The sequence below is a fragment of the Burkholderia sp. AU39826 genome, assembly GCF_020419965.1.
GTDB lineage: Bacteria > Pseudomonadota > Gammaproteobacteria > Burkholderiales > Burkholderiaceae > Burkholderia > Burkholderia semiarida.
The window spans coordinates 11,926-37,664 of record NZ_JAIZQG010000006.1 but is presented as its reverse complement, the minus strand read 5'-3'; the positions used below and the strand labels follow the sequence as shown (position 1 = coordinate 37,664).

The following is a 25,739-nucleotide window of genomic DNA, read 5'->3' as shown; positions in this document are numbered from 1 at the left end:
GTGGGAGCGAGCAGGCGGCACGGGCCGTGCCGCAAACGTGATTAAATTCGCCCTTCATGCATGTATCCAGTCGAGCCCCGGGCCGCGTCCGTCAGCCACGCGCGCGCATCGGGGCCGTCAACTTCGCGCTATCCGATGAGTTCATCCGAGAAACCTCCCGCCACCGTCGAGGCGTTCCTGCAGCACCTGACGCAGGAGTACGACGGCCTCAGCAATCGCCTGAAGGTGATCGCGCGCCACGTGGAAACGCATCGGGACCAGCTTGGGCTGGAAGGCATCCAGTCGCTCGCGGAGGCCTGCGGCGTCCAGCCGTCGGCCGTCGTGCGCTTCGCGAAGCACTTCGGCTTCTCCGGCTTCTCCGAGATGCAGCGGCTGTTCCGCGAAGGGCTCGCGCAGCAGATCGCGCCGGGGCGCGCATACAACCTGCGGCTGCGCGACGTGATCGAAGCCGGTTCGTCGAGCCTGCAACCCGAACAGATCGCCGACGAATTCATTAAGGGCAGCATTGCCGGGATGCAGCAGTTGCGGCAGACGCTCGATTCGCAGGCGCTCGCGCGGGCCGTCGACCTGCTCGCCGATACGCAGGCGATCTGGATCGCCGGGTCGCGGCGCGCGTTTCCGATCGCCGTGTATCTGGACTATGCGCTGCAGCACACCGACAAGCGCATCGGGCTGTTCAGCGCGCTCGGCAGCATGCATCTCGGGCAGATCCGGTCGGTGCGCGAGGGCGACGTGATGATCGCGATCTCGTTCATGCCGTACGCGGACGAGACCGTGCAGGTTGCGCAGCAGGCCGCGCAGCGCGGCGCGCGGCTGATCGCGATCACCGACAGCCGGATGAGCCCGCTCGCGCGGGAGGCCGAGGTGACGCTGATGGTGCAGGACAGCGCGACGTTTGGCTTTCGCGCGCTGACCGCGACGATGGGCCTCGCGCAGAGCCTGTTCGTCGCGCTCGCGTACCGGCTCGAGCTGTCCTATATGCCGACCGCCGACGGCGCGCACGGCACGAAAGCCGGTTGATCCCGACGGGCTGCGCACCGCCCGCCGAACGGCTCGACGGGCGGCGCACCGGCCGGCTTACTTCGCGGTCGGCATCGCGAATTCGGCGCCCTTGCCGATGCTCGACGACCAGCGCTGCATCACCGACTTCTGGCGCGTGTAGAAGCGCACGCCTTCCTCGCCGTACGCGTGCATGTCGCCGAACAGGCTCTTCTTCCAGCCGCCGAAGCCGTGCCACGCCATCGGCACCGGGATCGGCACGTTGATGCCGACCATGCCGACCTGGATGCGCCGCGCGAATTCGCGCGCGATCCCGCCGTCGCTCGTGAAGCATGAAACGCCGTTGCCGAATTCGTGCGCGTTGATCAGGTCGACCGCCTCGCCGAAGTCCTTCACGCGCACGCAGCCGAGCACCGGCCCGAAGATCTCTTCCTGGTAGATCCGCATGTCGGGGCGCACGTGATCGAACAGCGTGCCGCCGGTGAAGAAGCCGGCCTCGCGGCCCGGCACGCGCAGCCCGCGCCCATCGACCACCAGTTGCGCGCCTTCGTTCACGCCCTGCTCGATATAGCCTTCGATGCGCTTGAGCGCTTCGCCGGTGACGATCGGGCCCATCTCGACTTCCGGCGACATCCCGTCCCCGATCACCAGCTTGCGTGCGCGTTCGGCGACCGCCGGCACGATCTTGTCGGCCACGTCGCCGACCAGCACCGCGATGCTGATCGCCATGCAGCGCTCGCCGGCCGAGCCGTACGCGGCGCCGATCAGCGCGTCGACGGCCTGCTCGATGTTCGCATCGGGCATCACGACGAGGTGGTTCTTCGCGCCGCCGAGCGCCTGCACGCGCTTGCCCGACTGCACTGCGCGCTGCTGCACGTACGCCGCGATCGGCGTCGAGCCGACGAAGCTGACGGCCTGCACGTCCGGGTGGTCGAGCAGCGCATCGACCGCGTCCTTGCCGCCCTGCACGACGTTGAACACGCCGGCCGGGAGGCCTGCCTGCGTGAGCAGGTCGGCGATGAACAGCGCGGCCGACGGGTCGCGCTCGCTCGGCTTCAGCACGAACGTGTTGCCCGTCGCGATCGCGACCGGGAACATCCAGCACGGCACCATGCACGGGAAGTTGAACGGCGTGATGCCCGCGACGACGCCCAGCGGCTGGCGCATCGTCCAGTTATCGATGCCGGTGCTGACCTGGTCGGTGAAGTCGCCCTTCAGCAGTTGCGGCACGCCGCATGCGAATTCGACGATGTCGATGCCGCGCGCGACTTCGCCTTGCGCGTCCGAGAACACCTTGCCGTGCTCGGCGGTGATGATCGCCGCGAGCGTGTCGCGGTGCTCGTTCATCAGTTGCAGGAAGCGGTGCAGCACGCGTGCGCGGCGGATCGGCGGCGTGTCGGCCCACGCCGGGAACGCGGCGTGGGCGGCGGCGACGGCCTGCCGCACTTCGCTGTCGTCGGCCAGCGCCACGCGACGCACCGCGCGACCGAGCGCCGGATTGAGGACGTCCTGGAAGCGGCCGCTGCGGCCGGCGACGGGCGCGCCGTCGATGTAGTGGCCGACGTCGGCGTCGGACGTATACGCGGGAACCGTGGTCATGCGTGTCTCCTGGGGACGAGGGGGAACAGCGCCCAGTCTAGGGAAACCGGTAGGGCGGGAGAAGGCCGCCAAACTTGATTCACTGTTCAGAATTCTGAATAATCGGCGGATGAATCAGCAAAATGTCCAGGCGCTCTGGCCACATATCCATTCGCTGACGGTGCTGGCCGCGGCGGGCAGTTTCACGGCTGCCGCGCAGCGGCTCGGCATCAGCAAGGCCGCGATGAGCCAGCGCATCGCCGATCTCGAAAAGGCGGCCGGCGTGCCGCTCGTGCGCCGCACCACGCGCAGCGTGCGGCTCACCGATGCGGGGCAGACGCTCGTGGACAGCACGCGCGACGCGTTCGAATCGATCGGCCAGCATTTCGCGCGCGTGAAGGATCTCGCCGGCGAGCCGCGCGGGCTGCTGCGCGTGACGGTGCCGGTCGCGCTCGGGCGCCAGCAGGTCGTGCCGCACCTGCCCGATTTCCTGCGCCGGCATCCGGGCGTGCAGATCGAGCTCGACCTGTCGGATCGCCTGCATTCGCTGACGCAGGAGGGCTTCGACCTCGCGATCCGCCATACGACCACCGCGCCGCAGACCCACGTCGCATGGAAGCTGTGCGACACGCGTTCGCTGCTGGTCGCGAGCCGCGACTATCTCGACGCGCGCGGCGCGCCGCGCCACCCGAGCGAGCTCGTCGATCACAGCTGCCTGTGCTACCTGCGCGAGAACGAGCCGGCCGCGTGGAGCTTCGAGCCGCACGGCCGCCGGCGCGAGCGCGTGAGCGTGCCGGTGCGCGGCAGTTTCGCGGCGAACAACAGCGAGGCGATGCGCGAGGCCGCGCTCGGCGGGCTCGGCATCGCGCTGCTGCCCGATTTCAGTGCGCGGCGCGATCTCGACGCCGGCCGCCTCGTCGCGCTGCTCGACGGCTGGCGGCCGTCGGGCGCGTTCGGCGACCATATTTTCGCGATCCGCCCGTACAGCCCCGTCGTGCCGAGCGCGGTGCGCGCGCTCGTGCGGCACCTGCGCGAACGGCTCGCGGGCGGTTTCTCCGGCGCATGAGCCGGATGCCGGCGGGCGCCGTGCCGTGGGCGCCCCGGGCAGGCGCGGCGGCGCTGCGGTAAAATCGCGGCTTCCTCCCGCGCCAGGTGTGGCGCGTCATTCGAAGGTCGACAGCCGATGCAGATTCACAAGGAAGTGGACGCGCGCGGGCTCAATTGCCCGTTGCCGATCCTGCGTGCCAAGAAAGCGCTTGCCGATATGGAAAGTGGGCAGATCCTCAAGGTGCTCGCGACCGATCCGGGCTCGCAGCGCGATTTCGCCGCGTTCGCGAAGCAGACGGGCAACGAGATCGTCGAATCGACGACGCAGGACAAGACCTTCGTGTTCCTGATGCGCCGCCGCTGAAGGCGCGCATTACCCATCCCGCCGCGGCAGGCTTCCGGCCGGCCGTGTCTTGCCGCTCCTTTCTGACAATTCTTAAACCTCGTCGCGCGACCGGCTGCGTATACTGAGCCGGCCGGTCGTCCGCTCCCAGCGGAGGCGCCGGCCACGGTACGTCGCACGGCGGGCTCGGGGGCCATGCCTGACGCTACCGTCGTACAACGGGGAGAGGACATGTCCTTCAGACCAGGGACCTTTGGAAGCCCGTCCGGAGCGGAAAGCATTGCGCCCGTGCGCACGTCGGAATTGAGCCGGATCGAGCTCGATCCGCAACAGGACCGCCACGCGCGTGCCGCGCTGGAGGCGTATGCGGATTCGGCCGCGGCCGAGATGCCGTGGCTGGCCGAGTGGCTAGACGAACGGCTGCGCGATGCCGCGCGGGACGACGGCTCGGGCCCGACCTACTGCGGCGCGACGATCGAACGCGTGTTCGATCTGGCGCAGGCATGGGCGGCGGGCCAGCCCGACTACGCGGCCGGCGCGTGGGAGCGTGTGCGCGACCAGCTGCAGCGGATGCTTGCGCAACCGCCGCTGGCGGAGCCGCCGTCGCTGCGCGTGCCGACAGACGACTGTGCCGAGCCGGTGGCCGGCATCGCGGGCGCCGAATAGGCGTCCGGTTGCGCAACAGAAGGGATTATTCGAAGAAAGGGCGATAGTCCGCGCAATTTCTTGGCGAATTTCATACTACTATGATGAAATCGCCGGTTCGTCCGTGCCCCGTTTTTGAGATATTTGGCCGGGGTCGCCGGGGTGCGCAGGAGGCGCGAGCGGCGAACGACGGCTCGCCGGCCGGTATCCGGAACGCCGCGCGCATGCTGCGCGGCCGGGGCAGGCGCGGGAGCCGAATGGACGAACCGACTTCGATTTGCGGGGTGCTATGAGAATTGCTGTACTGGATGACGATCCGGCCCAGACGGATTTCGTCAGTCAAACGCTGACGGCCATCGGCCACACGTGCTACGCGTTCAAGGAAGGCAAGGCCCTGAAAAAGCGCCTGCAGCGCGAGACGTTCGATCTGCTGGTGCTCGACTGGAACGTGCCCGACATGTCCGGCGAGGAAGTGCTCAAGTGGGTGCGCGCCAACCAGACCGAGCACAGCCTGCCGATCATCTTCATGACGAGCCGCGACGACGAGGCGGGTATCACGCAGATCCTCAACGCCGGCGCCGACGATTACGTGGTCAAGCCCGTGTCGGGCCCGATCCTGCGCGCGCGCATCGGTTCGCTGCTGCGCCGCGCGTATCCGGTCAACGCCGAGGCGACCGTTCGCGAGTTCGACCAGTTCCGTTTCGATGTGAACCTGAAGCAGGCGTACGTCGGCGACAAGGCCGTGAGCCTCACGCAAAAGGAATTCGAGCTCGCGCTGCTGCTGTTCCAGCATCTCGACCGGCCGCTGTCGCGCGCGCACATTCTCGACCTCGTGTGGAAGCAGGCGACCGACATCCCGTCGCGCACGATGGATACGCACATTTCGATGCTGCGCACCAAGCTCGGCCTGCGGCCCGAAAACGGCTACCGTCTCGCGCCGATCTACGGGTACGGCTACCGGCTCGAACGGGTCGGCCAGGGGGAACCGGAGTGATCACGCGAATCGCGCCGCGCACGGCGAGCCTGGGTACGGCGGCGCTGCACGCGGCCTGCGCGGCGGCGTTGGCGTTCGCCGTGCAGCCCGCCGTCGCGCAGCCGCCCGCCGCCGCGGGCAAGATGGTCGTCTATCGCACGCAGGCGGGCGACACGCTGTACGACGTCGCCGCGCGCTACCTGCAGGGCGCGGACGACTGGCAACTGCTCCAGCAGATCAACGGCGTGCCGGCGCCGAAGCACCTGCAGCCCGGCATCGCGCTGAAGCTGCCGGCCGCGCGGCTGCGCAAGGAAAAGCTCACCGCACGCGTGGTCGCGGTGCAGGGCACGGCCGAGCGCGCGTCCGGCGGCGCCTTCGCGCCGCTCGCGAACGATGCGACGCTCGCCGAAGGCGACCGCGTGCGCACGGGCGCGAACGGCTTCGTGACGATCGAGCTGAGCGACGGCACGCACATGAGCCTGCCGCCCGACAGCCAGCTCGACCTGAAGTCGCTGCGCCGCACGGTGCTGACCGGCACGCTCGATCGCGAGTTCGAGCTCACGCGCGGCTCGGTCGACAGCGAAGTCACCCACCTGAAGAAACGCGACGACCGCTTCCAGATCCGCTCGCCGTCGGTCGTGGCAGGCGTGCGTGGCACGCGCTTTCGCGTGAACTACGACGCGGCCGGCAATGCGACGACGCGCGTCGAAGTGCTCGACGGCACCGTCGGCGTCGCGGGCGGCCGGCGGCCAGCCGACGCGACGCTCGTGCATGCGAATTTCGGCAGCGTCGCGACGTCGTCCGGCGCGGTCGGCGCGCCCGTCGAACTGCTGGGCGCGCCAACGCTCGCGCATCCCGACAAGGTGCAGGACGAGCCCGACGTCGCCTTCGACGTCACGCCGCTCGCGCAGGCGCACGCGTATCGCGTGCAGCTCGCGCACGATGCGGGGCTGCTCGACCTGTTCCGCGAAACGCGTACCGATTCGCCGCGCGCGGTGTTCCGCGACGTGCCGAACGGGAATTACTTCGTGCGGATCGCCGCGATCGATGCGAACGGCCTCGAGGGGCGGCCGCGCACCTATGCGTTCGAACGCCGCGTGATGGGGCTCGACGCGAGCGCGTCGCAGGGCGCGGGCGGTTACGAGTTCCGCTGGTCGCCGAATGGCTCGGGCAAGAACGCGCGTTACCGCTTCGTGCTGTCGCGCTCGAAGGACCTGAGCGCGCCGGTCGTCGATCAGGTCGGCCTGCACGCGCGCCAGATCACCGTCGCGCACCTGCCGCCGGGCGACTATTTCTGGGCCGTGACCGTCGAGGATTTCGAAGGCGGCAAGTTCTACGAGAAGACCAGTCCGGTCAGCGCGTTCACGTTGTCGCGCTGACCCGCGGCGCATGAGACACGACTCCGTTTCTCCGCGGCGGCGCCTCGGCCGCCGCTTCCTGATCGAATGGATCGCGATCGGCTGCCTCGGGATCGCGGTGATCCTCGCATGCGCGCTCGGCCGCCTGTCGTCGAGCGTCGACGGGCTGATCTACGACCGGCTGCTGATGCTGCGCAGCCTGCCGCTGTCGCCCGACGTGGTCGTCGTCGACATCGACAACCGGAGCGTATCCGCGCTCGGTCGCTGGCCGTGGCCGCGCGACGTGCACGCGCGGCTGCTCGACACGCTCGCGCGCGCACAGCCGGCCGCCGTCGTCTACGACGTGCTGTTTACCGAACCGTCGCCCGAGGATCGCGCGTTCGCGGACGCGATGAGCCGCGTGCCGACCTTTCTGCCGGTGCTGCTGAGCCCCGAGCAGGCGGACGGCGCGCGTTCCGTCGATCCGCCGGTCGCCGCGCTCGCCGCGCGCGCGACGGGGCTCGGCCATATCAATCTCGAAGTCGATCGCGACGGGATCGTTCGCAGCGTCGCGCTGTTCGAAAGCGACGGCCGCGTGCGCTGGCCGCAACTGATGGTGCCCGTGTACCGCGCGATCCAGGCCGGCCGGCTGCACCCCGTCGGCGGCGTGCCCGGCGCGAACGCGCACGACCTGTCGCGCGATGCGGCGGGCGAGGGCCGCTACCTGATCCCGTTCAGCCGCAACACGCCCGCGTATCCGACGCTGTCGTTCGACGACGTGCTCGAAGGGCGCGTGAAACCCGACGCACTGCGCGGCAAGATCGTCGTCGTCGGCGTGACCGCGTCCGGGCTGTACGATCGCTTCGCGACGCCGGTGTCCGGCGAGTTCGGTCCGCTCGCCGGCGTGTACATCCATGCGAACGTGCTCGACATGCTGGCGACCGGCAGCGCGATCTCGCCCGCGTCGCGCGCGGGATTGTTCATCGCGTCGCTGCTGCCGCTCGCCGTGTTGCTGGGCGGCTTCCTGATGCTGTCGCCGTGGCGCGCGCTGCTGCTGACGCTGAGCCTGGCCGCGCTCGCCGTGGTCGCGAGCGTGGCGCTGCTGTTCGAGGCGCGCATCTGGCTGACGCCGGCGCCGGCGATCTTCGGGCTGATCGCCGTCTACCCGATCTGGAACTGGCGGCGGCTGGAAATGACGATGTCGTATCTGCGTCGCGAGCTGCAGAAGCTCGCCGACGAGCCGCACCTGCTGCCCGAGGCGCCGCGCACGCGCAACGTCGGCGGCGACGTGCTCGAGCGGCAGATGGCGCTGATGGCGCAGGCCGCGCAGCGCGTGCAGGACATGAAGCGCTTCGTGTGGGACAGCCTCGACAGCATGCCCGAACCGATCTTCGTGACCGACCTCGCCGGTACCGTGCTGATCGCGAATCATGCGGCCAAACGCTACGGGTCGCGGCTCGCGCTGCCGCTGCCGGAAGGGCGGCCGCTGCGCATCGCGCTCGGCGAGCTGACGTTCATGAAGACGGTCGACGGCAACGCCGAGCACGACGCGGCGATCCGCGAGCACTGGCCGGCCGCGCTCGACCCGACGCTCGAGGCCGAGCACGACGCGATGGCGCGCGGCATCGAGGTGCGCGACCGGGACGGGCTCGACCATCTGCTACGCTACGCCGCGTGCACGAACGCGCAAGGTCGCGTGACCGGCTGGATCGCCGGCCTCGTCGACGTGACCGAGCTGCACGCGGCCGAGCGGCAGCGCGAGGAAGCGCTGCACCTGCTGTCGCACGACATGCGTTCGCCGCAGTCGTCGATCCTCGCGCTGGTCGAGATCGAGCGCGACCGCGTCGAGAGCGATGCGATGCGCGGGCTGCTCGCGCGGATCGAGCGCTATGCGCACCGCGCGCTGTCGCTCGCCGACGAGTTCGTGCAACTGGCGCGCGCCGAGTCGCAGGCGTACCAGCTCGAGGTGACGAGCCTCGTCGACGTGCTGATCGATGCGAGCGACGAGGTGTGGCCGCAGGCGCAGGCGAAACACATCCGGATCGAGACCGACGTGGGCGCCGACATGTGCTGGGTGCGCGCGGACCGCTCGCTGATCACGCGCGCGTTCGTGAACCTGCTGAACAACGCGGTCAAATACAGTCCGTCCGACACGGTGATCACGTGTACGCTGACGGTCGAGCACGCAACGAAGCGGATGTTCTGTACGATTCGCGATCAGGGGTACGGCATCGCGCCGGAAGATCAGCGGCATCTGTTCGAGCGTTTCAAGCGGTTCCATGCCGGCGAGCGGCCCGAAATCTCGGGTTCCGGGCTCGGCATGGCGTTCGTGAAGACGGTCGTCACGCGCCATGGGGGCAGCGTGTCGGTCGACAGCGAAGTGGGTGTCGGCACCGCGGTGACGGTGTCGCTGCCCGCGATCGACGAGCCGTCCGCCTGACAGGGCCGGGCGCGACGGCAGGCATTTGGGGAAAGCCATGAGAAAGCAATGGGCGGCGGTCGCGCTGGCGGCGTCGCTGTTGGCGGGTTGCGCCGGCGTCACGAGCGGTGTGAGTGCGGTCGGGCAGCCGGATGCGTTCGCTTCCGGTGCGCACGGCTACGACTTCGTGCGGACGGCCGCGCAGGCGGGCGATGCCGAGTACCGGCAGATCGAGACGCTCGTGCGCGACGAGCTCGCGCGCCGCGGCTTCGATGCGCAGCCGCTCAAGGACGCGCGTTACCGGTTGTCGATCGCGTACGCGACCCAGCCGGCGGCGGTCGCGGCAAGCGCCGAGCGCTGCGGCGCGGCAAGCAGCGCCTGCGTGACGGTCGACGGGCCGGCGCCGCTCGCGCTGCCGTTCATGGGCCGCGTGTACCGCCACGTGCTGACGCTGCGGTTCGTCGATGCGCAATCGGGCGCCGACGTCTATCGCGTGTCGGCGTCGCTGCGCGATCGTGATCCGGGCACGCAGCAGGCCGCGCCGGCGCTCGTGAAGAGCGCGCTGGCGAAGGTCCCGTTCGGCGACGGCACCGGCTGGCTGGTCAAGACGAAAAAAGACGACGCGGGCGGCATGCCGGGCGTCGTCTTGGTGAAGCCGGCCGACGCGCGCTGAAGGCGCCGGCCGCAAGGTGAGGGCGGGCCCGCCGCGGCAGGCCCCTGCCGCGTTCAGACGGCCGGTTGGCCGCCGTCGCGGGTGCGCAGGTACGTTTCGAACTCCGCGCCGACTTCCGGGTGGCGCAGCGCGAATTCGACCGTCGCCTTCAGGTAGCCGAGCTTGCTGCCGCAGTCGTAGCGCGTGCCCTGATACTTGTAGGCCAGCACCTGTTCGTCGGCGAGCAGCGCCTGGATCGCGTCGGTGAGTTGCAGTTCGCCGCCCGCGCCGGGCTTCAGCGCGCGCAGGTGCTCGAAGATCCGCGGCTTCAGGATGTAGCGTCCGACCACGCCGAGGTTCGACGGCGCGACTTCCGGCGCCGGCTTCTCGACGATCGCCGACATTTTGACGATCGACTCTTCCCATTCCTTGCCGTCGACGATCCCGTACGATTTCGTCTCCGACGGCGGGATCTCTTCGACGCCGATCACCGAGCTGTGATAGTGGTCGAACACGTCGACCATCTGCTTCATCACCGGCGGGTTGCCGTCGAGCAGGTCGTCCGCGAGGATCACCGCGAACGGATTGTCGGCGACCAGCTTTTCCGCGCACAGCACCGCGTGGCCGAGGCCGAGCGCTTCCGGCTGGCGCACGTAGAAGCAGTCGACATGGCTCGGCTTGATGCTGCGCACCAGCTCGAGCAGCTTTTCCTTGCCGCGCGCCTCGAGTTCGGCCTCGACTTCGTACGATTTGTCGAAGTGATCCTCGATCGCGCGCTTGCTGCGCCCGGTCACGAAGATCATCTCGGTGATGCCGGCAGCGATCGCTTCCTCGACCGCGTACTGGATCAGCGGCTTGTCGACGACCGGCAGCATTTCCTTCGGGCTCGCCTTCGTTGCCGGCAGGAACCGCGTGCCGAGACCGGCCACGGGGAATACCGCCTTGGTGACTTTCAACATGATCGAACCTTTATTCCTGTAATCGACTTGTCAGACGGTCTATGTTCACGTCCGCATTATAGTGAACGCAAATGACCTTACCCTTTGTTACGCAGGCAACCGATCGAGCTGAGCACGCAGTTTTTCGAGCGTGCTCTGGAATTCCGCGACGCGTTTTTGCTCCTGTTCGACCACGGCCGGCGGCGCTTTCGCGACGAAAGCCTCGTTGCCGAGCTTCGCGTTGCACTTCGCGATCTCGCCCGTCAGGCGCGTGATTTCCTTCGCCAGGCGCTCGCGTTCGGCCGCGACGTCGATTTCCACCTTCAGCACCAGCTTGTTCGGGCCGACGATCGCGATCGGCGCGCCGTGCGCCTGCTGGTCGAGCGACGCTTCGTCGGCCAGGATCTGCACTTCCGACAGGCGCGCGAGCGCCTGGACGTACGGCGCGAACGAGCGCAGGCGCTCGGCGTCGCCGGCGGCCAGCAGCGGCACCTTGGTGGCCGGCGACAGGTTCATCTCGCCGCGCAGGTTGCGGCACGCGTCGACGATCGCCTTCAGGTCGGCCGCCCACTGCTCGGACGCCTCGTCGAGCTTCTGCAGGTTCGCGATGGGGTAGGCCTGCGTCATCAACGACGCCTCGCCGTCGGCCTTGCCCTGCGGATAGCGGCCGGCGAGCGGCGCGACCTTCTGCCAGAGCGCTTCGGTGATGAACGGGATGACCGGATGCGCGAGGCGCAGCACCGTTTCCAGCACGCGCAGCAGCGTGCGGCGCGTCGCGCGCTGCTGTTCCGGCGTGCCGTTCTGGATCTGCACCTTCGCGAGTTCGAGATACCAGTCGCAGTACTCGTCCCACACGAACTTGTAGATGCTGCTCGCGATGTTGTCGAAGCGGTAATCGGCGAAACCCTTCGTGATGTCGGCTTCGGTGCGCTGCAGCAGCGACACGATCCAGCGGTCGGCCGCCGAGAAGTCGAGGTAGCCGCCGGGGCCGCAGTCGCCCGCGCCGCACACTTCGGGCTTGTCGGCGCCACAGTCGTGGCCTTCGCAGTTCATCAGCACGAAGCGCGTCGCGTTCCACAGCTTGTTGCAGAAGTTGCGATAGCCTTCGCAGCGCGCGAGGTCGAAGTTCACGTTGCGGCCGAGCGTCGCCATCGACGCCATCGTGAAGCGCAGCGCGTCGGTGCCGAACGCCGGAATGCCGTCCGGGAATTCCTTGCGCGTCTTCTTCTCGATCGTGGCGGCCTGCTTCGGGTTCATCAGGCCCGTCGTGCGCTTCGCGACCAGCGTGTCGAGATCGATGCCGTCGACGATGTCGATCGGGTCGAGCGTGTTGCCCTTGCTCTTCGACATCTTCTGGCCTTCCGCGTCGCGCACGAGGCCGTGCACGTACACGGTGTGGAACGGCACCTTGCCGGTGAAGTGCGTGGTCATCATCACCATCCGGGCGACCCAGAAGAAGATGATGTCGAAGCCGGTGACGAGCACCGACGACGGCAGGAAGTGCTTCAGTTCAGGCGTTTCGTTCGGCCAGCCGAGCGACGAGAACGGTACGAGCGCGGACGAGAACCACGTGTCGAGCACGTCCTCGTCGCGCTTGAGCGCGCCCGCATAGCCCTTCGCCGCGGCCTGCGCACGCGCTTGCTCCTCGTCGCGCGCGACGAACACCTCGCCGTTCTCGCCGTACCAAGCGGGAATCTGGTGACCCCACCACAGCTGGCGCGAGATGCACCAGTCCTGGATGTTTTCGAGCCACTGGTAGTAGGTGGTCGTCCAGTTTTCCGGCACGAACTTGATCTGGCCGCTGCGCACGACGTCGAGCGACGTTTCGGTGATCGACTTGCCCGGATTGAACGTGCCTTCCGGCGCCGGCTTCGTCATCGCGACGAACCACTGGTCGGTCAGCATCGGCTCGATCACGACGCCCGTGCGGTCGCCGCGCGGCACCATCAGCTTGTGCGGCTTCACCGAGTCGAGGAAGCCCTGCGCGTCGAGGTCGGCGACGATCGCCTTGCGCGCGTCGAAGCGATCGAGGCCGCGATACTGCTCGGGGCCGTTGTCGTTGATCTTCGCGTCCAGCGTCAGGATCTCGATCGGCGCGAGGTTGTGGCGCAGGCCGACCTGATAGTCGTTGAAGTCGTGCGCGGGCGTGACCTTCACGACGCCCGTGCCGAATTCGCGGTCGACGTAGTCGTCGGCGATCACCGGGATCTCGCGGCCCGTCAGCGGCAGCGTGACGAGCTTGCCGATCAGGTGCGCGTAGCGTTCGTCTTCCGGGTGGACCATCACCGCGACGTCGCCGAGCATCGTCTCGGGGCGTGTGGTCGCGACGGTCAGCGAGCCCGAACCGTCGGCGAGCGGGTAGCGGATGTGCCACAGGTGGCCGTTTTCTTCCTCGCTCACGACTTCGAGGTCCGACACGGCGGTGAGCAGCACCGGATCCCAGTTGACGAGGCGCTTGCCGCGATAGATCAGGCCCTGTTCATAGAGCGTGACGAACACGTCGCGCACGGCGGCCGACATCTTGTCGTCCATCGTGAAGTATTCGCGCGACCAGTCGGTCGACGCGCCGAGGCGGCGCACCTGGCCGGTGATCGTCGAGCCGGACTTCTGCTTCCATTCCCACACGCGCTCGACGAACTTCTCGCGGCCGAGGTCGTGGCGCGACACGCCCTGCGCGTCGAGCTGGCGCTCGACGACGATCTGCGTGGCGATCCCCGCGTGGTCGGTGCCGGGCACCCACAGCGTGTTCTCGCCGAGCATCCGGTGGTAGCGGGCGAGGCCGTCCATGATCGTCTGGTTGAACGCGTGGCCCATGTGCAGCGTGCCGGTGACGTTCGGCGGCGGCAACTGGATCGCGAAATCGGGGCGCGCCGGATCGAATGCCGGGGCGGCATAGCCGCGTTTTTCCCACTCGGGCCCCCATTGGGACTCGATGGTGTGGGGTTCGAAGCTCTTCGCCAGCGTGTTGTCGCTCATGGTGGAAATTTGCCGAAAAATGCGTGAATTGGATGCCGAATCCGACAATTATAAATGGATGCACATCGGCCAGCCATCGCCCGTCCGGCGCGGGGCCTCTCGGGACGCGCCCGCAACGTGCGTCCGACATGCGACCGAATCGATCGGAAACGGCATCGCGCGACGGACTTATAATGTCGGGTCCGCATTTTTCTCGCCCGTCAGCTGCCGCTCCATGCCCGATCTGCTCGCCAATCTGAACCCCGAACAACTCGCCGCCGTCACGTTGCCGAACGAACCGGCGCTGATCCTCGCAGGGGCGGGCAGCGGCAAGACCCGCGTGCTGATCACGCGCATCGCGTGGCTGATCCAGCAGGGCTACGCATCGCCGCCCACCGTGCTCGCCGTCACCTTCACGAACAAGGCCGCGCGCGAGATGATGGCGCGCCTGTCGGCGATGATGCCGATCGACACGCGCGGGATGTGGATCGGCACGTTCCACGGCCTGTGCAACCGGATGCTGCGCACGCACTGGCGCGACGCCGGCCTGCCGCAGACTTTCCAGATCCTCGACACGGCCGATCAGTTGTCCGCGATCAAGCGGCTGATGAAGGCAGCGAACGTCGACGACGAAAAGTACCCGCCGAAGAACGTCCAGTACTTCATCAACAACGCGAAGGAGCAGGGGCTGCGCCCGGACAAGGTCGACGCGACCGACAACTTCAACCGCAAGTTCGTCGAGCTGTACCAGGCGTACGACCAGCAGTGTCAGCGCGAAGGCGTCGTCGACTTCCCCGAGCTGCTGCTGCGCTGCTACGAACTGCTCGCGTACAACGCGCCGCTGCGCGCGCATTACCAGGCGCGCTTCCGGCACATCCTCGTCGACGAATTCCAGGACACCAACAAGCTGCAGTACGCGTGGCTCAAGATGCTGGCAGGCGGCGAGAACGCGATCTTCGCGGTCGGCGACGACGACCAGTCGATCTACGCGTTCCGCGGCGCGAACGTCGGCAACATGCGCGACTTCGAAGACGAGTTCCGCGTGCGCAACCTGATCAAGCTCGAGCAGAACTACCGGTCGCACGGCAACATTCTCGATGCGGCGAACCAGTTGATCTCGAACAACGCGCACCGCCTCGGCAAGAACCTGCGCACCGACGCCGGCCACGGCGAGCCCGTGCGCGTGTACGAAGCCAGCACCGATTCGCAGGAGGCCGGCTGGATCGTCGAGGAAATCCGTTCGCTGATCAATACCGGGATGGCCCGCAGCGAAGTGGCCGTCCTGTACCGCAGCAACGCGCAGTCGCGCTCGATCGAGCACACACTGATGTCGTCCGGCATTCCGTACCGCGTGTACGGCGGCCTGCGCTTTTTCGAGCGGCAGGAAGTGAAGCACGCGCTCGCGTACCTGCGCCTGATCGACAACCCGAACGACGACACCGCATTCGCACGCGTCGTGAACTTCCCGACCCGCGGAATCGGCGCGCGCTCGGTCGAGCAACTGGCCGACGCGGCGCGCCTGTACGGCTGCTCGATGGCCGCCGCGATTCCGTACGTGACGGGCAAGGCCGGCACGAGCCTCGGCGGGTTCGCGAACCTGATCGCGAAGATGCGCGCCGACACGCAGCACATGAACCTGCCCGACACCGTCGAGCACATCGTGCGCGCGAGCGGTCTCGCCGATTTCTACCAGGGCGAGCGCGAAGGCCAGGATCGCCTCGAAAACTTGCAGGAACTCGTGAACGCGGCCACCGCGTTCATCGCCGAGGAAGGCTACGGGCTCGACACGCCGGCTCGCTCGATCCCGCTGCGCGCGGGCGCGATCGCGGCGCCCGAGCTGGGCACGGCGACCGACGATCCGGCGCTCGACGTGCTCGATGCGGCGTCGCCCGCCGACCCCGCCCAGAACCCCGACACGATGACGCCGCTCGCCGGCTTCCTGTCGCACGCGTCGCTGGAGGCCGGCGACAACCAGGCGCAGGCCGGGCAGGACGCGGTGCAGTTGATGACCGTGCACGCGGCGAAGGGGCTCGAGTTCTCGGCCGTGTTCATCACGGGGCTCGAGGAAGGGCTGTTTCCGCACGAGAACAGCGTGCTCGAATCGGACGGCCTCGAGGAAGAGCGCCGGCTGATGTACGTCGCGATCACGCGCGCGAAGGAGCGGCTCTACCTGTCGTTCGCGCAAAGCCGGATGCTGCACGGCCAGACCCGCTACAACGTGCGCTCGCGCTTCTTCGACGAACTGCCGGAGCACGTGCTGAAGTGGCTCACGCCGAAGGTCGAGGCCGGCTCGCGCTGGGGCGGGCGCTCGGACAACGCCGGTTACGGGCGCGACTGGTTCGCGCGCCCCGGCGGCGGCAGTCGCGAGCAGATCGTCGATGCGGCCGTGTCCGCGCCGCTGCCCGCGTTCGCGGACAAGCAGCGCGCGGCCGACGCCGGCTTCCGGGTCGGCCAGCAGGTATTCCATACGAAGTTCGGCGAAGGCACGGTCACCGCGCTCGAAGGCAACGGCACCGATGCGAAGGCGCAGGTGAAGTTCAAGCGCCACGGCGAGAAGTGGCTCGCGCTCGCGGTCGCGAAACTGCAGGCGGTGGAATGATGGACGTCGACCAGGGTGTTGCGCCTGCCGCGCGTCCGCTCGGCATTCTGGCCGCGCTGCCGGAGGAACTCGGCGACCTGATCGCCGCGATGCGCGCCGACGGCGCGATGAAGACGGTCACGCTCGGCCGCCGCGATTATCACGTCGGCACCGTGCACGGCGCGGCCTGCGTCGTCACGCTCGCGCGGGTCGGCAAGGTCGCGGCCGCCGCGACGGTCAGCGCGCTGATCCACGTGTTCGGCGTGTCGGGCGTGGTGTTTACCGGCGTCGCGGGCGGCGTGTCGCGCGCGGTGCGCGTCGGCGACGTCGTCGTGGCCGATACGCTGCTGCAGCACGATCTCGACGCATCGCCGCTCTTTCCGCGCTACGAGGTGCCGCTGCTCGGCATCACGCGTTTCGCGACCGACGCGGCGCTGACGGCCCGCTTGCGGGCCGCGTGCGCGCTGTTCGTCGACGAAGAGGGCGCGCGGTTCGCCGAACGCTTCGGGCTCGCCGGCGCGGCGCTGCACGCGGGGCTTGTCATCAGCGGCGACCGCTTCGTGTCGAGCGAGCGGGAAGTGCTCGCGCTGCGCGACGCGCTGCCGGACGCGCTCGCGGTCGAAATGGAAGGCGCGGCGATCGCGCAGGTGTGCGCCGAACACGACGTGCCGTTCGCGCTCGTGCGCACGATCTCCGATACGGCCGACGACCACGCGACGCAATCGTTCTCGCACTTCCTGTCGGCGATCGCGGGCAGCTACTCGTCCGGCATCCTCAAGCGTTTCCTGACGCTGCATGCGACGACGGGGGCCTGAAGCCGCCGTCGAACCCTTCTCCATTCGAATCGGCCGGCCGCGGCCCGCGTGCCGCGGCCGGCCGTTCGTCATGCCTGCTTGCGTCCGCTGCCTTCGAGGTTCGGCAGGAACACCGTCAGCACGCCGATCAGCGGCAGGAACGAGCACACCTTGTAGACGAACGGGATGCTCGTCGCGTCCGCGAGCTGGCCGAGCACGGCGGCGCCCACGCCGCCCAGGCCGAACGCGAAGCCGAAGAACAGGCCCGCGACCATCCCGACCTTGCCGGGCATCAGCTCGGTCGCATAGACGAGGATCGCGGCGAACGCCGACGCCAGCACGACGCCGATGACCACGGTCAGCACGCTGGTCCAGAACAGGTTCGCGTACGGCAGCAGCATCGTGAACGGCGCGACGCCGAGGATCGACACCCAGATCACGTACTTGCGGCCGATCCGGTCACCGACCGGGCCGCCGATCAGCGTGCCGGCCGCCACCGCCGCGAGGAACACGAACAGGTGGATCTGCGCGGCCTGCACCGACAGATGGAACTTGTCGATCAGGTAGAACGTGAAATAGCTGTTGATGCTCGCGAGGTAGAAGTACTTCGAGAACACGAGCAACACCAGCACGCCGATCGCCCCCATCACGCGGCCGCGCGACAGCGTCGGGTGGCCGGCCGACGCGGCCTTCTTCTTCATCGACGGATGCTTCTTGTACCAGTGGCCGATCTGCGTGAGCACGATCATCGCGACGAGCGCGGCCGCCGAGAACCACGCGATGCTGTGCTGGCCGTGCGGAATGATCACGAGCGCGGCGAGCAGCGGCCCGAGCGCGGAGCCTGCATTGCCGCCCACCTGGAACACCGACTGCGCGAGCCCGTGCCGGCCGCCCGACGCCATCCGCGCGACCCGCGACGATTCGGGATGGAACACCGACGAGCCGCAGCCGACGAGCGCGGCGGCCACGAGCAGCATCGGGAAATTCGACGCCGCCGACATCAGCAGCAGCCCCGCGAGCGTGAAGCCCATGCCGACCGGCAGCGAATACGGCTTCGGACGCTTGTCGGTATAGAGGCCGACGAGCGGTTGCAGCAAGGACGCGGTGATCTGGTACGTGAGCGTGATCAGGCCGATCTGCGCGAACGACAGCGCGAACTGGCTCTTGAGCATCGGGTAGATCGCGAGGATCAACGACTGGATCATGTCGTTGAGCATGTGCGAGAAGCTGATCGCGCCGAGCACCGGGTAGACGGTGCGGGCAACGGGCGGTGCGGACGGCTGGGCGACGGCTGCGCCGGCCCGGGAGTCGAGGCTGGTTTCCATGTGAGCTGAACGAGTTGAGGTGGCAGGCGCGCTCTGTTGGGGATCGGCGCGTGGGTTGATTCGTTGATGCGTCAAAGAAGTGTAATGTGGCGTATCAAGAATGTCAGGCCAAGTTTTATCGCGAATCGGACATTCATCGGACGGATGGGCTGCTGCGTGCTTTTTTGGACGGGTATAACGCTGGCGGCGCGTCCGCCCTTCAGCGGGGCCGCGCCGGGGCCCGGTGCGTGTTTTTCCGGACTCAAGAAACGGCGGTGGCGGCCGTAGAACGACCCAATGACAACACGCGCGCCGCGCCTGGCGCCGGCTACCCGCCGGGCGGGCGCAGGACGCGCGGCATGGCCTGCCATCGCGGGACAGCCGGACCGACCTTTCCGGCAGCGTGATCCATACGGGGATAGTTCGATGAAAGCAGCATCTTTGCATCCACAGCCCGGTGCGGCAGCCGCCGCATCCGACGTCGCCGCCGGTCGCGTCACGCGACGCGCGCGAGCGGCGCGCCGAGAGCGCCGGCCGTGGACCGTCAAGGCGACGTTGCGCGCCGCATTCGCGATCCTGCTGGCCGGTACGCTCGCGATCGGCGTGTTCTCGCTATGGCAGATCAGCCGGCTGAACGCGTCGATCGCGTCGGTCTACGAGCAGGGCCACGTCGCGAGCCGGGCGGCGGCGGAGGTGCGGGCCGAGGTGCTGCGCGCGAGCCGCGCGCAGAAGATGCTGCTGACCGCGACCACCGCGAAGGAGCGTGACGAACTCGGCGCCGAAGTGAGCGCGGGGCTCGCGTCGATCGGCCAGGCGCTCGGCACGCTGCAGCGCTATGCGGATCCGGCCGACGCCGGCGATTCGGCGCGGCTGCGCGCGTTCTCGACGGCGGTTGGCACGTGGAGCGCGCATCTGCGCGATTTCGTCGCGCTGGTGCGCGCGCAGCCGCTCGACCTGTCGCAGATGAACTGGCAGGTCGGCACGCAGGACGTGTCGCTGCTGGTCGAAACCAGCAAGCTCGAAAAACTCGTCGCCGAACTCGTGAAGACGCGCGGCGAAAAGTCGAAGGCGACGCTCGATGCGTCCGCGACCATTTTTTCGTCGTCGTTCGCGATGATCGCGGCAATGACGGCCGCGCTGATCGTGCTGGCCGTCGCGATCGCCGAGCGCGTCGTACGACGCCTCGCGTCGCAGCTCGGCGGCGAGCCCGCGCTTGCGAAGGAGATTGCCGCGGACATCGCGCGCGGCGACCTGACGCGGCCGATCACGCTCGGCCGGCACGATCGCGACAGCATGGTGCGCGCGCTGGCCGAGATGCAGACGGGGCTCGCGGCAACCGTGGGCGAGATCGCGGTGAGCGCCGAAGCCATCGCGGCCGCGTCCGGCGAGATCTCGACCGGCAACCTCGACCTGTCGCGGCGCACCGAGCAGCAGGCCGTCGCGCTCGAGCGCACCGCGGCCAGCATGGAGCAGCTCACGTCGACCGTGCGGCAGAACGCCGAGAACGCGCGGCAGGCGAGCACGCTCGCGGCCAATGCGTCGGCGGTGGCGGAGACGGGCGGGGAAGTCGTCGGGCGCGTGGTCGCGACGATGAGCGAGATCGACGACAGCGCGAAGAACATCCGCGACATCATCGGCACGATCGAGGGGATCGCGTTCCAGACCAACATTCTCGCGTTGAACGCGGCGGTCGAGGCCGCGCGCGCCGGCGAGCAGGGGCGCGGTTTCTCGGTGGTCGCCGGAGAGGTGCGGCTGCTCGCGCAGCGCTCGGCGACCGCGGCCAAGGAGATCCGGGAACTGATCGGCGCGTCGGTCGAGCGCGTGGCGAACGGTGCGGCGCTCGCGCACGACGCCGGCCGCACGATGGACGACGTGGTGCGTGCGGTCAAGCGCGTGACCGACATCATCGGCGAGATTTCGGCGGCGTCGGACGAGCAGAGCGCGGGGATCGACGAGATCGGCCGAGCGGTCACGCAGATGGACGCCGGCACCCAGCAGAACGCGGCGCTCGTCGAACAGGCGGCCGCGGCCGCGAACGCGCTCGACGAGCAGGCGCAGGCCTTGAAGGCGCTGGTCGGGCGCTTCCGCATCGCACACTGAGCGTGCGGCGCACCCCGCCGATTACCGCTTCTTCTGCTTGTCCGGATCGATGATGACCGTGCAGGTCGTGCCCGCCGACAGCACCACGTCGGCCGGCACTTCGTCGATCTTGATGCGCACCGGCACGCGCTGCGCGAGACGCACCCAGTTGAAGGTCGGGTTCACGTCCGCGACGAGGTCGCGGCTTTGCGGGTTGTCGCGATCGTAGATGCCGCGCGAGATGCTCTCGACGTGGCCCTTCATCACGCCGCCGCTCATCAGCCGCATTTCGGCCGGCGCGCCGATCTTCACGCGCGGCAGCTTGGTTTCCTCGAAGTAGCCGTAGACCCAGAACGAGTGGCTGTCGACGATCGCGAGCTTCGCCTGGCCGGCCACCGCGTAGTTGCCCTTGAAGGTCTGCAGGTTCGTGATGTAGCCGTCGACCGGCGCGACGACGCGCGTGCGTTCGAGGTTGAGCTTCGCGGCGTCGAGCGCGGCGAGCGCCTGCTGGTACTGTGCTTCGGCGCTCGATGCGCTGTGCGCCGCGTTCTCGCGGTTTTCCTTCGATACCACGAGCGCATCGAGGTCCGCGCGGCGGGCCGCATCGTCGCGGCGCATCTGCAGTTCCGCGCGGCGGGCGGCCACCGCCGCCTGCGCCTGCTCGACCGCGATCTGGTAGTGCGACGGATCGATCTGCATGATCAGGTCGCCTTTCTTCACGAGCTGGTTGTCATGCACGGGCAGCTCGACGATCGCGCCCGACACGTCCGGCGCGACGTTGACGATCTCCGCGCGCACGCGCCCGTCGCGCGTCCACGGATCGTCCATGTAGTGCACCCACAGCGAGCGCCCGATCAGGATCGCGACGAGAAGGATGACGGCGGTCGCGACGAAGCCGAAGAGTTTTCTGAGCATCATGATGGTTCGGAATCAACGGTAAACGGCAAGACTCAGTCCGCCGCAAATGCAGACGAGAAGGCAGGCCCTGAACAGCGACGGGTGCCAGACGAGACGGTAGAGGCCCGTGTAGGCGAGCAGGCGGTCGACGGCCCAGGTCGCGATCGCGCCGAGGACGAACATCAGCACCACCGTGGGCATGTAGGCATCGAGAATGGCGATTTCACGCGGCATCATGACGAGGCTCCTGGTTGGGGACGCACGGGGCGGTTGCGGTTGAGCGGCTCGAGCGGCGATTCCGGGTCGAGCAGCGCCGTCCGCACGAAATGCAGATGGCTCAGGATGCGCTGCAGCCGGTGGCGCTCTTCACGCGACGGCTCGACCGCGTCGAGCGTTTGCCGGGTCGCGTCGATCGCCGCATTGGTCGCGGCGAGCGTCGCGTCGAAGCGCGCGGCGCTCGGCTTCGAGAACAGCGCCGACAGCGCCGTGCGCATCGTCTCGATCGCGCGACGCCACGGCATCGCGCTCGCATAGCGCGGGTCGGGCGGCAGCGCCGCAAGCTCGTGACGCAGGTCGATCGTCGCGTTGCCGGCTTCGAGCACCGCGAACATCCAGCGCAGTGCGTCGCGCTGCACGTCGGGCTGGTCGGCCGACAGCGTATGCGCCTGGTACATCAGGTCGCGCGCGCCGCTTTCGAAGCGCGTGCGCAGGCCCGCGAGCCGTGCGTGGCCGGCCGCGACGACCTGATGGCGCAGATCGGCGAACAGCCGTTTCTTGAGCCACGGGGCGGTCGGCGGGAACAGCACCGCGAACGCGATCGCCGATACCGCCATCGACAGCACGAGCGCGAGCGAATCGTTCATGAAGCCGGTCGGGTCGTAGTGCGTGATGTTGTCCGGGCCGGCGAGGAAACAGAAGAAGATCAGGTAGCCCATCCCGTAGCCGGCGAGCTTCGGCTTCAGCGTCAGGTAGATGCCGATCGCGAGCAGCGGCGCGAGCGCCACGCACAGCAGCGGAAAGCCGTCGATGTGCGGATAGATCCCGAACGTCAGCAGGAAGCCCGTACAGACGGCGAGCGCCGTGCCCATGCCCATCTGCGCGGACATCGCGGTCGGGCGCGGCGTCGACGACGCGAGCGCGCAGGTGGCCGCCGCCGTGAGCGTCATCGTCACGCCGCTCGGCCACGCGGTCTCGATCCAGAACCAGCCGAGCACGAGAATCACGGTCGCGGTGCGGATCGCCGCGATCACCGTCGCCGTCGCGTTGGTGCGCGGCTCGTAGCGTTCGATCCAGCGTTCGCGCTCGTGCGTCGCGCTCGACAGCGACGCGTAGGTGGCCGCGTACTCGTGCAGGTCGGTGATGAAGCGGTACAGCAGTTCGGCGGCCGTATCGAAGTCGAGCAGCGGAAAGTCCGGCCGCGTTTCGAGCGCCGCGCGCGTCGCGCGGATGCGGCGCGGCAGCGCGTCGCGCCACGCGAGCAGTTGCGCGGCCGCATGGCTGGCGTCGGCCGACGTGCGCACCGGTTCGCCGGCCGGCGTCAGCAGCAGCGGCGCGATCTCGCGGAAGTACGGCTCGATCGCATCGATCGCGGCCTGCGCGCCGGCCGCATGCAGCCGGTTCATCAACTGGTGCAGCGCATGGAAGCGGCTCGACGCGCTCATGAATTCGCTGTTCAGCCGCGCGAGGCGGCCGCTGCGCATCCGCGTGTCCGGATCCTCGAACACGGCCATGCTGCGGGCGGCCTCGAACCCGACCACGTCGGCGACGAAGCGCGTATGGATGGTTTCGATATGCGCACGGTCGAGCTGGCCCGAAAGCGTCGACGCGACGTAATCGACGAAGGTGCCGAAGCGCTTGCGTACCGTCGTGCGCATCTGTTCGCCCGTGTACTGCGGGAACACGAGCGCGCTGACGACGCCGGCCGACACGATCCCGACCATGATTTCGGCCACGCGCGTCAGCGCGCTCATGAACGCGCCGTCCGGGTGCTGCGACGCGGGCAGGCCGATCAGCGCGGTCGTGTAGCCGGCCAGCAGGAAGCCGTAGCTGCGGAAGTTGCGGTTGCGCGCGGCGCCCGCCGTGCACAGGGCGATCCACAGCGCGATCGCCAGCAGGAACAGTTGCGGCTGCTGCGGGAACAGCCCGACGAAGGCGAGCGTCGCGATCAGCCCGAAGATCGTGCCGGCGACCCGGTAGAAGCTCTTCGCGAGCACCGCGCCGCTTTGCGGCTGCATCACGATGAAGACGGTCGTCATCGCCGTTTTCGGCGCGGGCAGGTCGAGCCGCATCGACACGCCGGTCGCGATGAACGCGGCGAGCAGCGCCTTGAACAGGTAGAGCCACGCGGCGCCGTCGGTGCGGGCCCAGTCGCCGAACGCGGCGTACCAGGCCGCGAATGGGCCGCCGGCGGGCGTGGAAGCGGGGGAGGAGGCTGACATGGCGGCGCTCCGCGTTACCGTGCGTCCGGCGCGGCGGACGCGTCGGCGGTTGCCACCTGCGCGGGCCGGCCGACGCCGGCCGCGGGCTTCGTGCCCGATGCGGCGGCTGGCGCGGCGGCGCCGACGGCGGCTTCGTCCTTCGGCGATGGGTCGCCCCGGCTATCCGTGCCCGTCTCGACCCCGCCGCCGAGCGCGGCCATCAGCTGCGCGTGCGCGGCGAGGCGTTCCGCGTCGATGCGGGCGGCCGTCTCCTGCGCGCGCAGCAGTTGCTGTTGCGCGACCAGCACGTTCACGTAATCGGTCAATCCGCGGCGGAAGCCTTCGCGCGACAACTGATAGCTGCGATTGTTGGCCGCCACCGAGCGCGCGGCGTCCTTCTTCTGCGTATCGAGCGAGCGGATCCGCACGACCTGGTCGGCGATGTCCTTGAGCGCGCCGACGATCGTCTGGTTGTAGCGCTCGACCGCCCGGTCGTAGCCGGCATTCGCGGCACCGAGCTGCGCACGCAGCCGGCCGCCTTCGAAGATCGGCAGCGACAGCGCGGGGCCGGCCGTCCAGCCGCCGTTCATCGCGCGCAGGAAGTCGGTGAACGGCGCGGTCACGCCGAAGCCGCCGACCGTCGCGAGCAGGTCGATGTTCGGGTAGAACGACGCCTTCGCGACGTCGATGCCGCGCGCCTGCGCGTCGACCGTCCAGCGCGCCGCGACGACGTCGGGGCGGCGGCCGAGCAGGTCTGCCGGCAGCGCCGACGGCAGGCCGGCCGGCGCGTCGAGCGCGAGCTGCGGCCGCTTGATCGCGTCGCCGGCGCCCGGGCCCTTGCCGGCCAGCGCGGCGAGCTGGTGGCGCGCGAGCTGGATCGCTTCTTCATAGGTGTCGATCTGGCGCTCGTAGTCGGGCAGCGTCGATTCCGCCTGGCTGACTTCGAGCTGCGTGCCGATGCCGGCCTGCAGCCGCTTGCGCGCGAGATCGGCGAGCGAGCGCTGGCGTTCGAACGTTTCATGCGCGAGATCCAGCAGCGCGTAGTTCATCGACATGCCGACATACGCGCGCACCACGTTCACTTCAAGTTCGAGCTTCGCCGCCCGTGCGTCGGCGGCGGTCGCGTGCGCGGTGTCGAGCGCGCGTTCGGTTGCGTTCTTGTCCTTGCCCCACGGGTCGAGGTGGTACGACAGGCCGAGCGTGCCGGTATTGTTCCAGGTGTCGGCGTTCGCGAGCGGGCCCGGGCCGTAGTACACGTTGTCCGGCCAGTGCTCGCGCATCAGCGACAGATTGCCGTTGATCTGCGGTAGTTCGGCCGAACGGGCGACGCGCGCCATGGCCTGCGCTTCGCGCACGCGTGCCCTCGTCGCCGCCAGGGTGGGGTTGCCGGCCTGCGCGGCGGCGATCCATGCATCGAGCTGCGGGTCGCGGTACGCGCGCCACCAGTCGGCGGCGGGCCAGCCCGCGTCGCGGTCCGCCGCGCGGATGGCCGCGCCGGCGTCGAGCGCGTTCGCTTCGATGCGCGTGGACTGGGTCCGGTTGTCGCCCATGCTCGCACAGCCGGCCATTATTAATGAGATTGCAAGAACCGCCAGTGCGAGCGTCCCTGTTTTTCCCCGAGACTGCACGATTTTCTCCCTTTCGGACATAGATGGGTCGGGGGGGATTATATTTTTCAGCGATTCCTGAATAAACCGGCAACGGCGAAACTCATTTTTACGAATCCTGGGATAATATTGGCTAGCGGATGTGCAACAATCCCTCCGCATTCAAACGGGTAGTGG

At 68.6% G+C, this 25,739-nt stretch carries 19 protein-coding genes; 11 read left to right on the top strand and 8 right to left on the bottom strand.

Features of this window, described 5'->3' with window-relative positions:
- Window positions 1–135 precede the first annotated feature (135 nt).
- Window positions 136–1,020: a MurR/RpiR family transcriptional regulator gene (locus LGM42_RS14095; RefSeq protein ID WP_060316274.1), complete on the top strand. Its 885-nt coding sequence runs from the start codon at window positions 136–138 to the stop codon at window positions 1,018–1,020.
- Window positions 1,021–1,077: 57 nt separating this feature from the next.
- On the opposite strand, the gene LGM42_RS14090 is transcribed toward LGM42_RS14095, so the two are convergent.
- A complete protein-coding gene (locus tag LGM42_RS14090) occupies window positions 1,078–2,598 on the bottom strand; it encodes a CoA-acylating methylmalonate-semialdehyde dehydrogenase (RefSeq protein ID WP_060316271.1) in 1,521 nt (506 codons plus the stop codon).
- A gap of 109 nt (window positions 2,599–2,707) precedes the next feature.
- Between LGM42_RS14090 and LGM42_RS14085 the strand changes: the two genes are divergently transcribed.
- The 7 genes from LGM42_RS14085 to LGM42_RS14055 all read left to right on the top strand — a co-directional run bounded on the left by LGM42_RS14085 (window position 2,708) and on the right by LGM42_RS14055 (window position 10,014).
- Window positions 2,708–3,643: a LysR family transcriptional regulator gene (locus tag LGM42_RS14085; RefSeq protein WP_226232492.1), complete on the top strand. Its 936-nt coding sequence runs from the start codon at window positions 2,708–2,710 to the stop codon at window positions 3,641–3,643.
- Window positions 3,644–3,760: 117 nt separating this feature from the next.
- Window positions 3,761–3,988, top strand: coding sequence for a sulfurtransferase TusA family protein (locus LGM42_RS14080; RefSeq protein WP_006402122.1), 228 nt, complete (start codon window positions 3,761–3,763; stop codon window positions 3,986–3,988).
- Window positions 3,989–4,198: 210 nt separating this feature from the next.
- Window positions 4,199–4,633, top strand: coding sequence for a peptidase (locus LGM42_RS14075; protein ID WP_226232491.1), 435 nt, complete (start codon window positions 4,199–4,201; stop codon window positions 4,631–4,633).
- A gap of 268 nt (window positions 4,634–4,901) precedes the next feature.
- Entirely contained in the window at window positions 4,902–5,606 is a 705-nt protein-coding gene (locus LGM42_RS14070) for a response regulator transcription factor (RefSeq protein ID WP_027784223.1), read from the top strand.
- Window positions 5,603–6,964 (top strand): FecR domain-containing protein, encoded by a 1,362-nt coding sequence (locus LGM42_RS14065; RefSeq protein WP_226232490.1) that lies wholly within the window; start codon window positions 5,603–5,605, stop codon window positions 6,962–6,964. Before LGM42_RS14070 ends, LGM42_RS14065 begins: the two co-directional genes overlap by 4 nt.
- A gap of 10 nt (window positions 6,965–6,974) precedes the next feature.
- Entirely contained in the window at window positions 6,975–9,362 is a 2,388-nt protein-coding gene (locus tag LGM42_RS14060; RefSeq protein WP_226232489.1) for a CHASE2 domain-containing protein, read from the top strand.
- 37 nt (window positions 9,363–9,399) lie between these two features.
- Complete coding sequence (locus LGM42_RS14055) at window positions 9,400–10,014, top strand: DUF4136 domain-containing protein (RefSeq protein ID WP_060316262.1); 615 nt, start codon at window positions 9,400–9,402, stop codon at window positions 10,012–10,014.
- Between the two features lie 53 nt (window positions 10,015–10,067).
- On the opposite strand, the gene galU is transcribed toward LGM42_RS14055, so the two are convergent.
- Together galU and LGM42_RS14045 are read right to left on the bottom strand one after the other, a co-directional pair.
- The gene (galU, locus tag LGM42_RS14050) at window positions 10,068–10,952 is read right to left on the bottom strand and encodes a UTP--glucose-1-phosphate uridylyltransferase GalU (protein WP_059575861.1); all 885 of its coding nucleotides are present in this window, start codon (window positions 10,950–10,952) and stop codon (window positions 10,068–10,070) included.
- Window positions 10,953–11,039: 87 nt separating this feature from the next.
- Complete coding sequence (locus tag LGM42_RS14045) at window positions 11,040–13,907, bottom strand: valine--tRNA ligase (protein ID WP_226232488.1); 2,868 nt, start codon at window positions 13,905–13,907, stop codon at window positions 11,040–11,042.
- Window positions 13,908–14,121: 214 nt separating this feature from the next.
- Here LGM42_RS14045 and LGM42_RS14040 point away from each other — a divergent pair, with 214 nt between their 5' ends.
- Window positions 14,122–16,485: a UvrD-helicase domain-containing protein gene (locus LGM42_RS14040; protein ID WP_059575855.1), complete on the top strand. Its 2,364-nt coding sequence runs from the start codon at window positions 14,122–14,124 to the stop codon at window positions 16,483–16,485.
- A complete protein-coding gene (locus LGM42_RS14035) occupies window positions 16,485–17,279 on the top strand; it encodes a 5'-methylthioadenosine/adenosylhomocysteine nucleosidase (RefSeq protein WP_226232592.1) in 795 nt (264 codons plus the stop codon). The genes LGM42_RS14040 and LGM42_RS14035 overlap by 1 nt, the downstream gene beginning before the upstream one ends.
- 68 nt (window positions 17,280–17,347) lie before the next feature.
- Here the strand turns inward: LGM42_RS14035 and LGM42_RS14030 are convergent, their stop codons facing one another.
- Window positions 17,348–18,583, bottom strand: a complete 1,236-nt coding sequence (locus LGM42_RS14030; RefSeq protein ID WP_226232487.1) for an MFS transporter — start codon at window positions 18,581–18,583, stop codon at window positions 17,348–17,350.
- 405 nt (window positions 18,584–18,988) lie between these two features.
- Between LGM42_RS14030 and LGM42_RS14025 the strand changes: the two genes are divergently transcribed.
- On the top strand, window positions 18,989–20,662 hold the full coding sequence (locus LGM42_RS14025) for a methyl-accepting chemotaxis protein (RefSeq protein ID WP_059575849.1): 1,674 nt from the start codon (window positions 18,989–18,991) through the stop codon (window positions 20,660–20,662).
- Window positions 20,663–20,683: 21 nt separating this feature from the next.
- Here LGM42_RS14025 and LGM42_RS14020 read toward each other — a convergent pair whose 3' ends face one another.
- Genes LGM42_RS14020 through LGM42_RS14005 form a run of 4 tightly spaced genes read right to left on the bottom strand, consistent with a single transcriptional unit; the run spans window position 20,684 to window position 25,604 of the window.
- Window positions 20,684–21,559 carry an HlyD family secretion protein gene (locus LGM42_RS14020; protein ID WP_060316250.1) on the bottom strand — a complete coding sequence of 292 codons (876 nt, stop codon included), beginning with the start codon at window positions 21,557–21,559 and terminating at the stop codon, window positions 20,684–20,686.
- A gap of 12 nt (window positions 21,560–21,571) precedes the next feature.
- Complete coding sequence (locus tag LGM42_RS14015) at window positions 21,572–21,775, bottom strand: DUF1656 domain-containing protein (protein WP_006476212.1); 204 nt, start codon at window positions 21,773–21,775, stop codon at window positions 21,572–21,574.
- Window positions 21,772–23,976: an FUSC family protein gene (locus tag LGM42_RS14010; RefSeq protein WP_060316249.1), complete on the bottom strand. Its 2,205-nt coding sequence runs from the start codon at window positions 23,974–23,976 to the stop codon at window positions 21,772–21,774. Before LGM42_RS14010 ends, LGM42_RS14015 begins: the two co-directional genes overlap by 4 nt.
- 14 nt (window positions 23,977–23,990) lie before the next feature.
- Window positions 23,991–25,604: an efflux transporter outer membrane subunit gene (locus LGM42_RS14005; protein ID WP_264168240.1), complete on the bottom strand. Its 1,614-nt coding sequence runs from the start codon at window positions 25,602–25,604 to the stop codon at window positions 23,991–23,993.
- Window positions 25,605–25,739 lie beyond the last annotated feature (135 nt).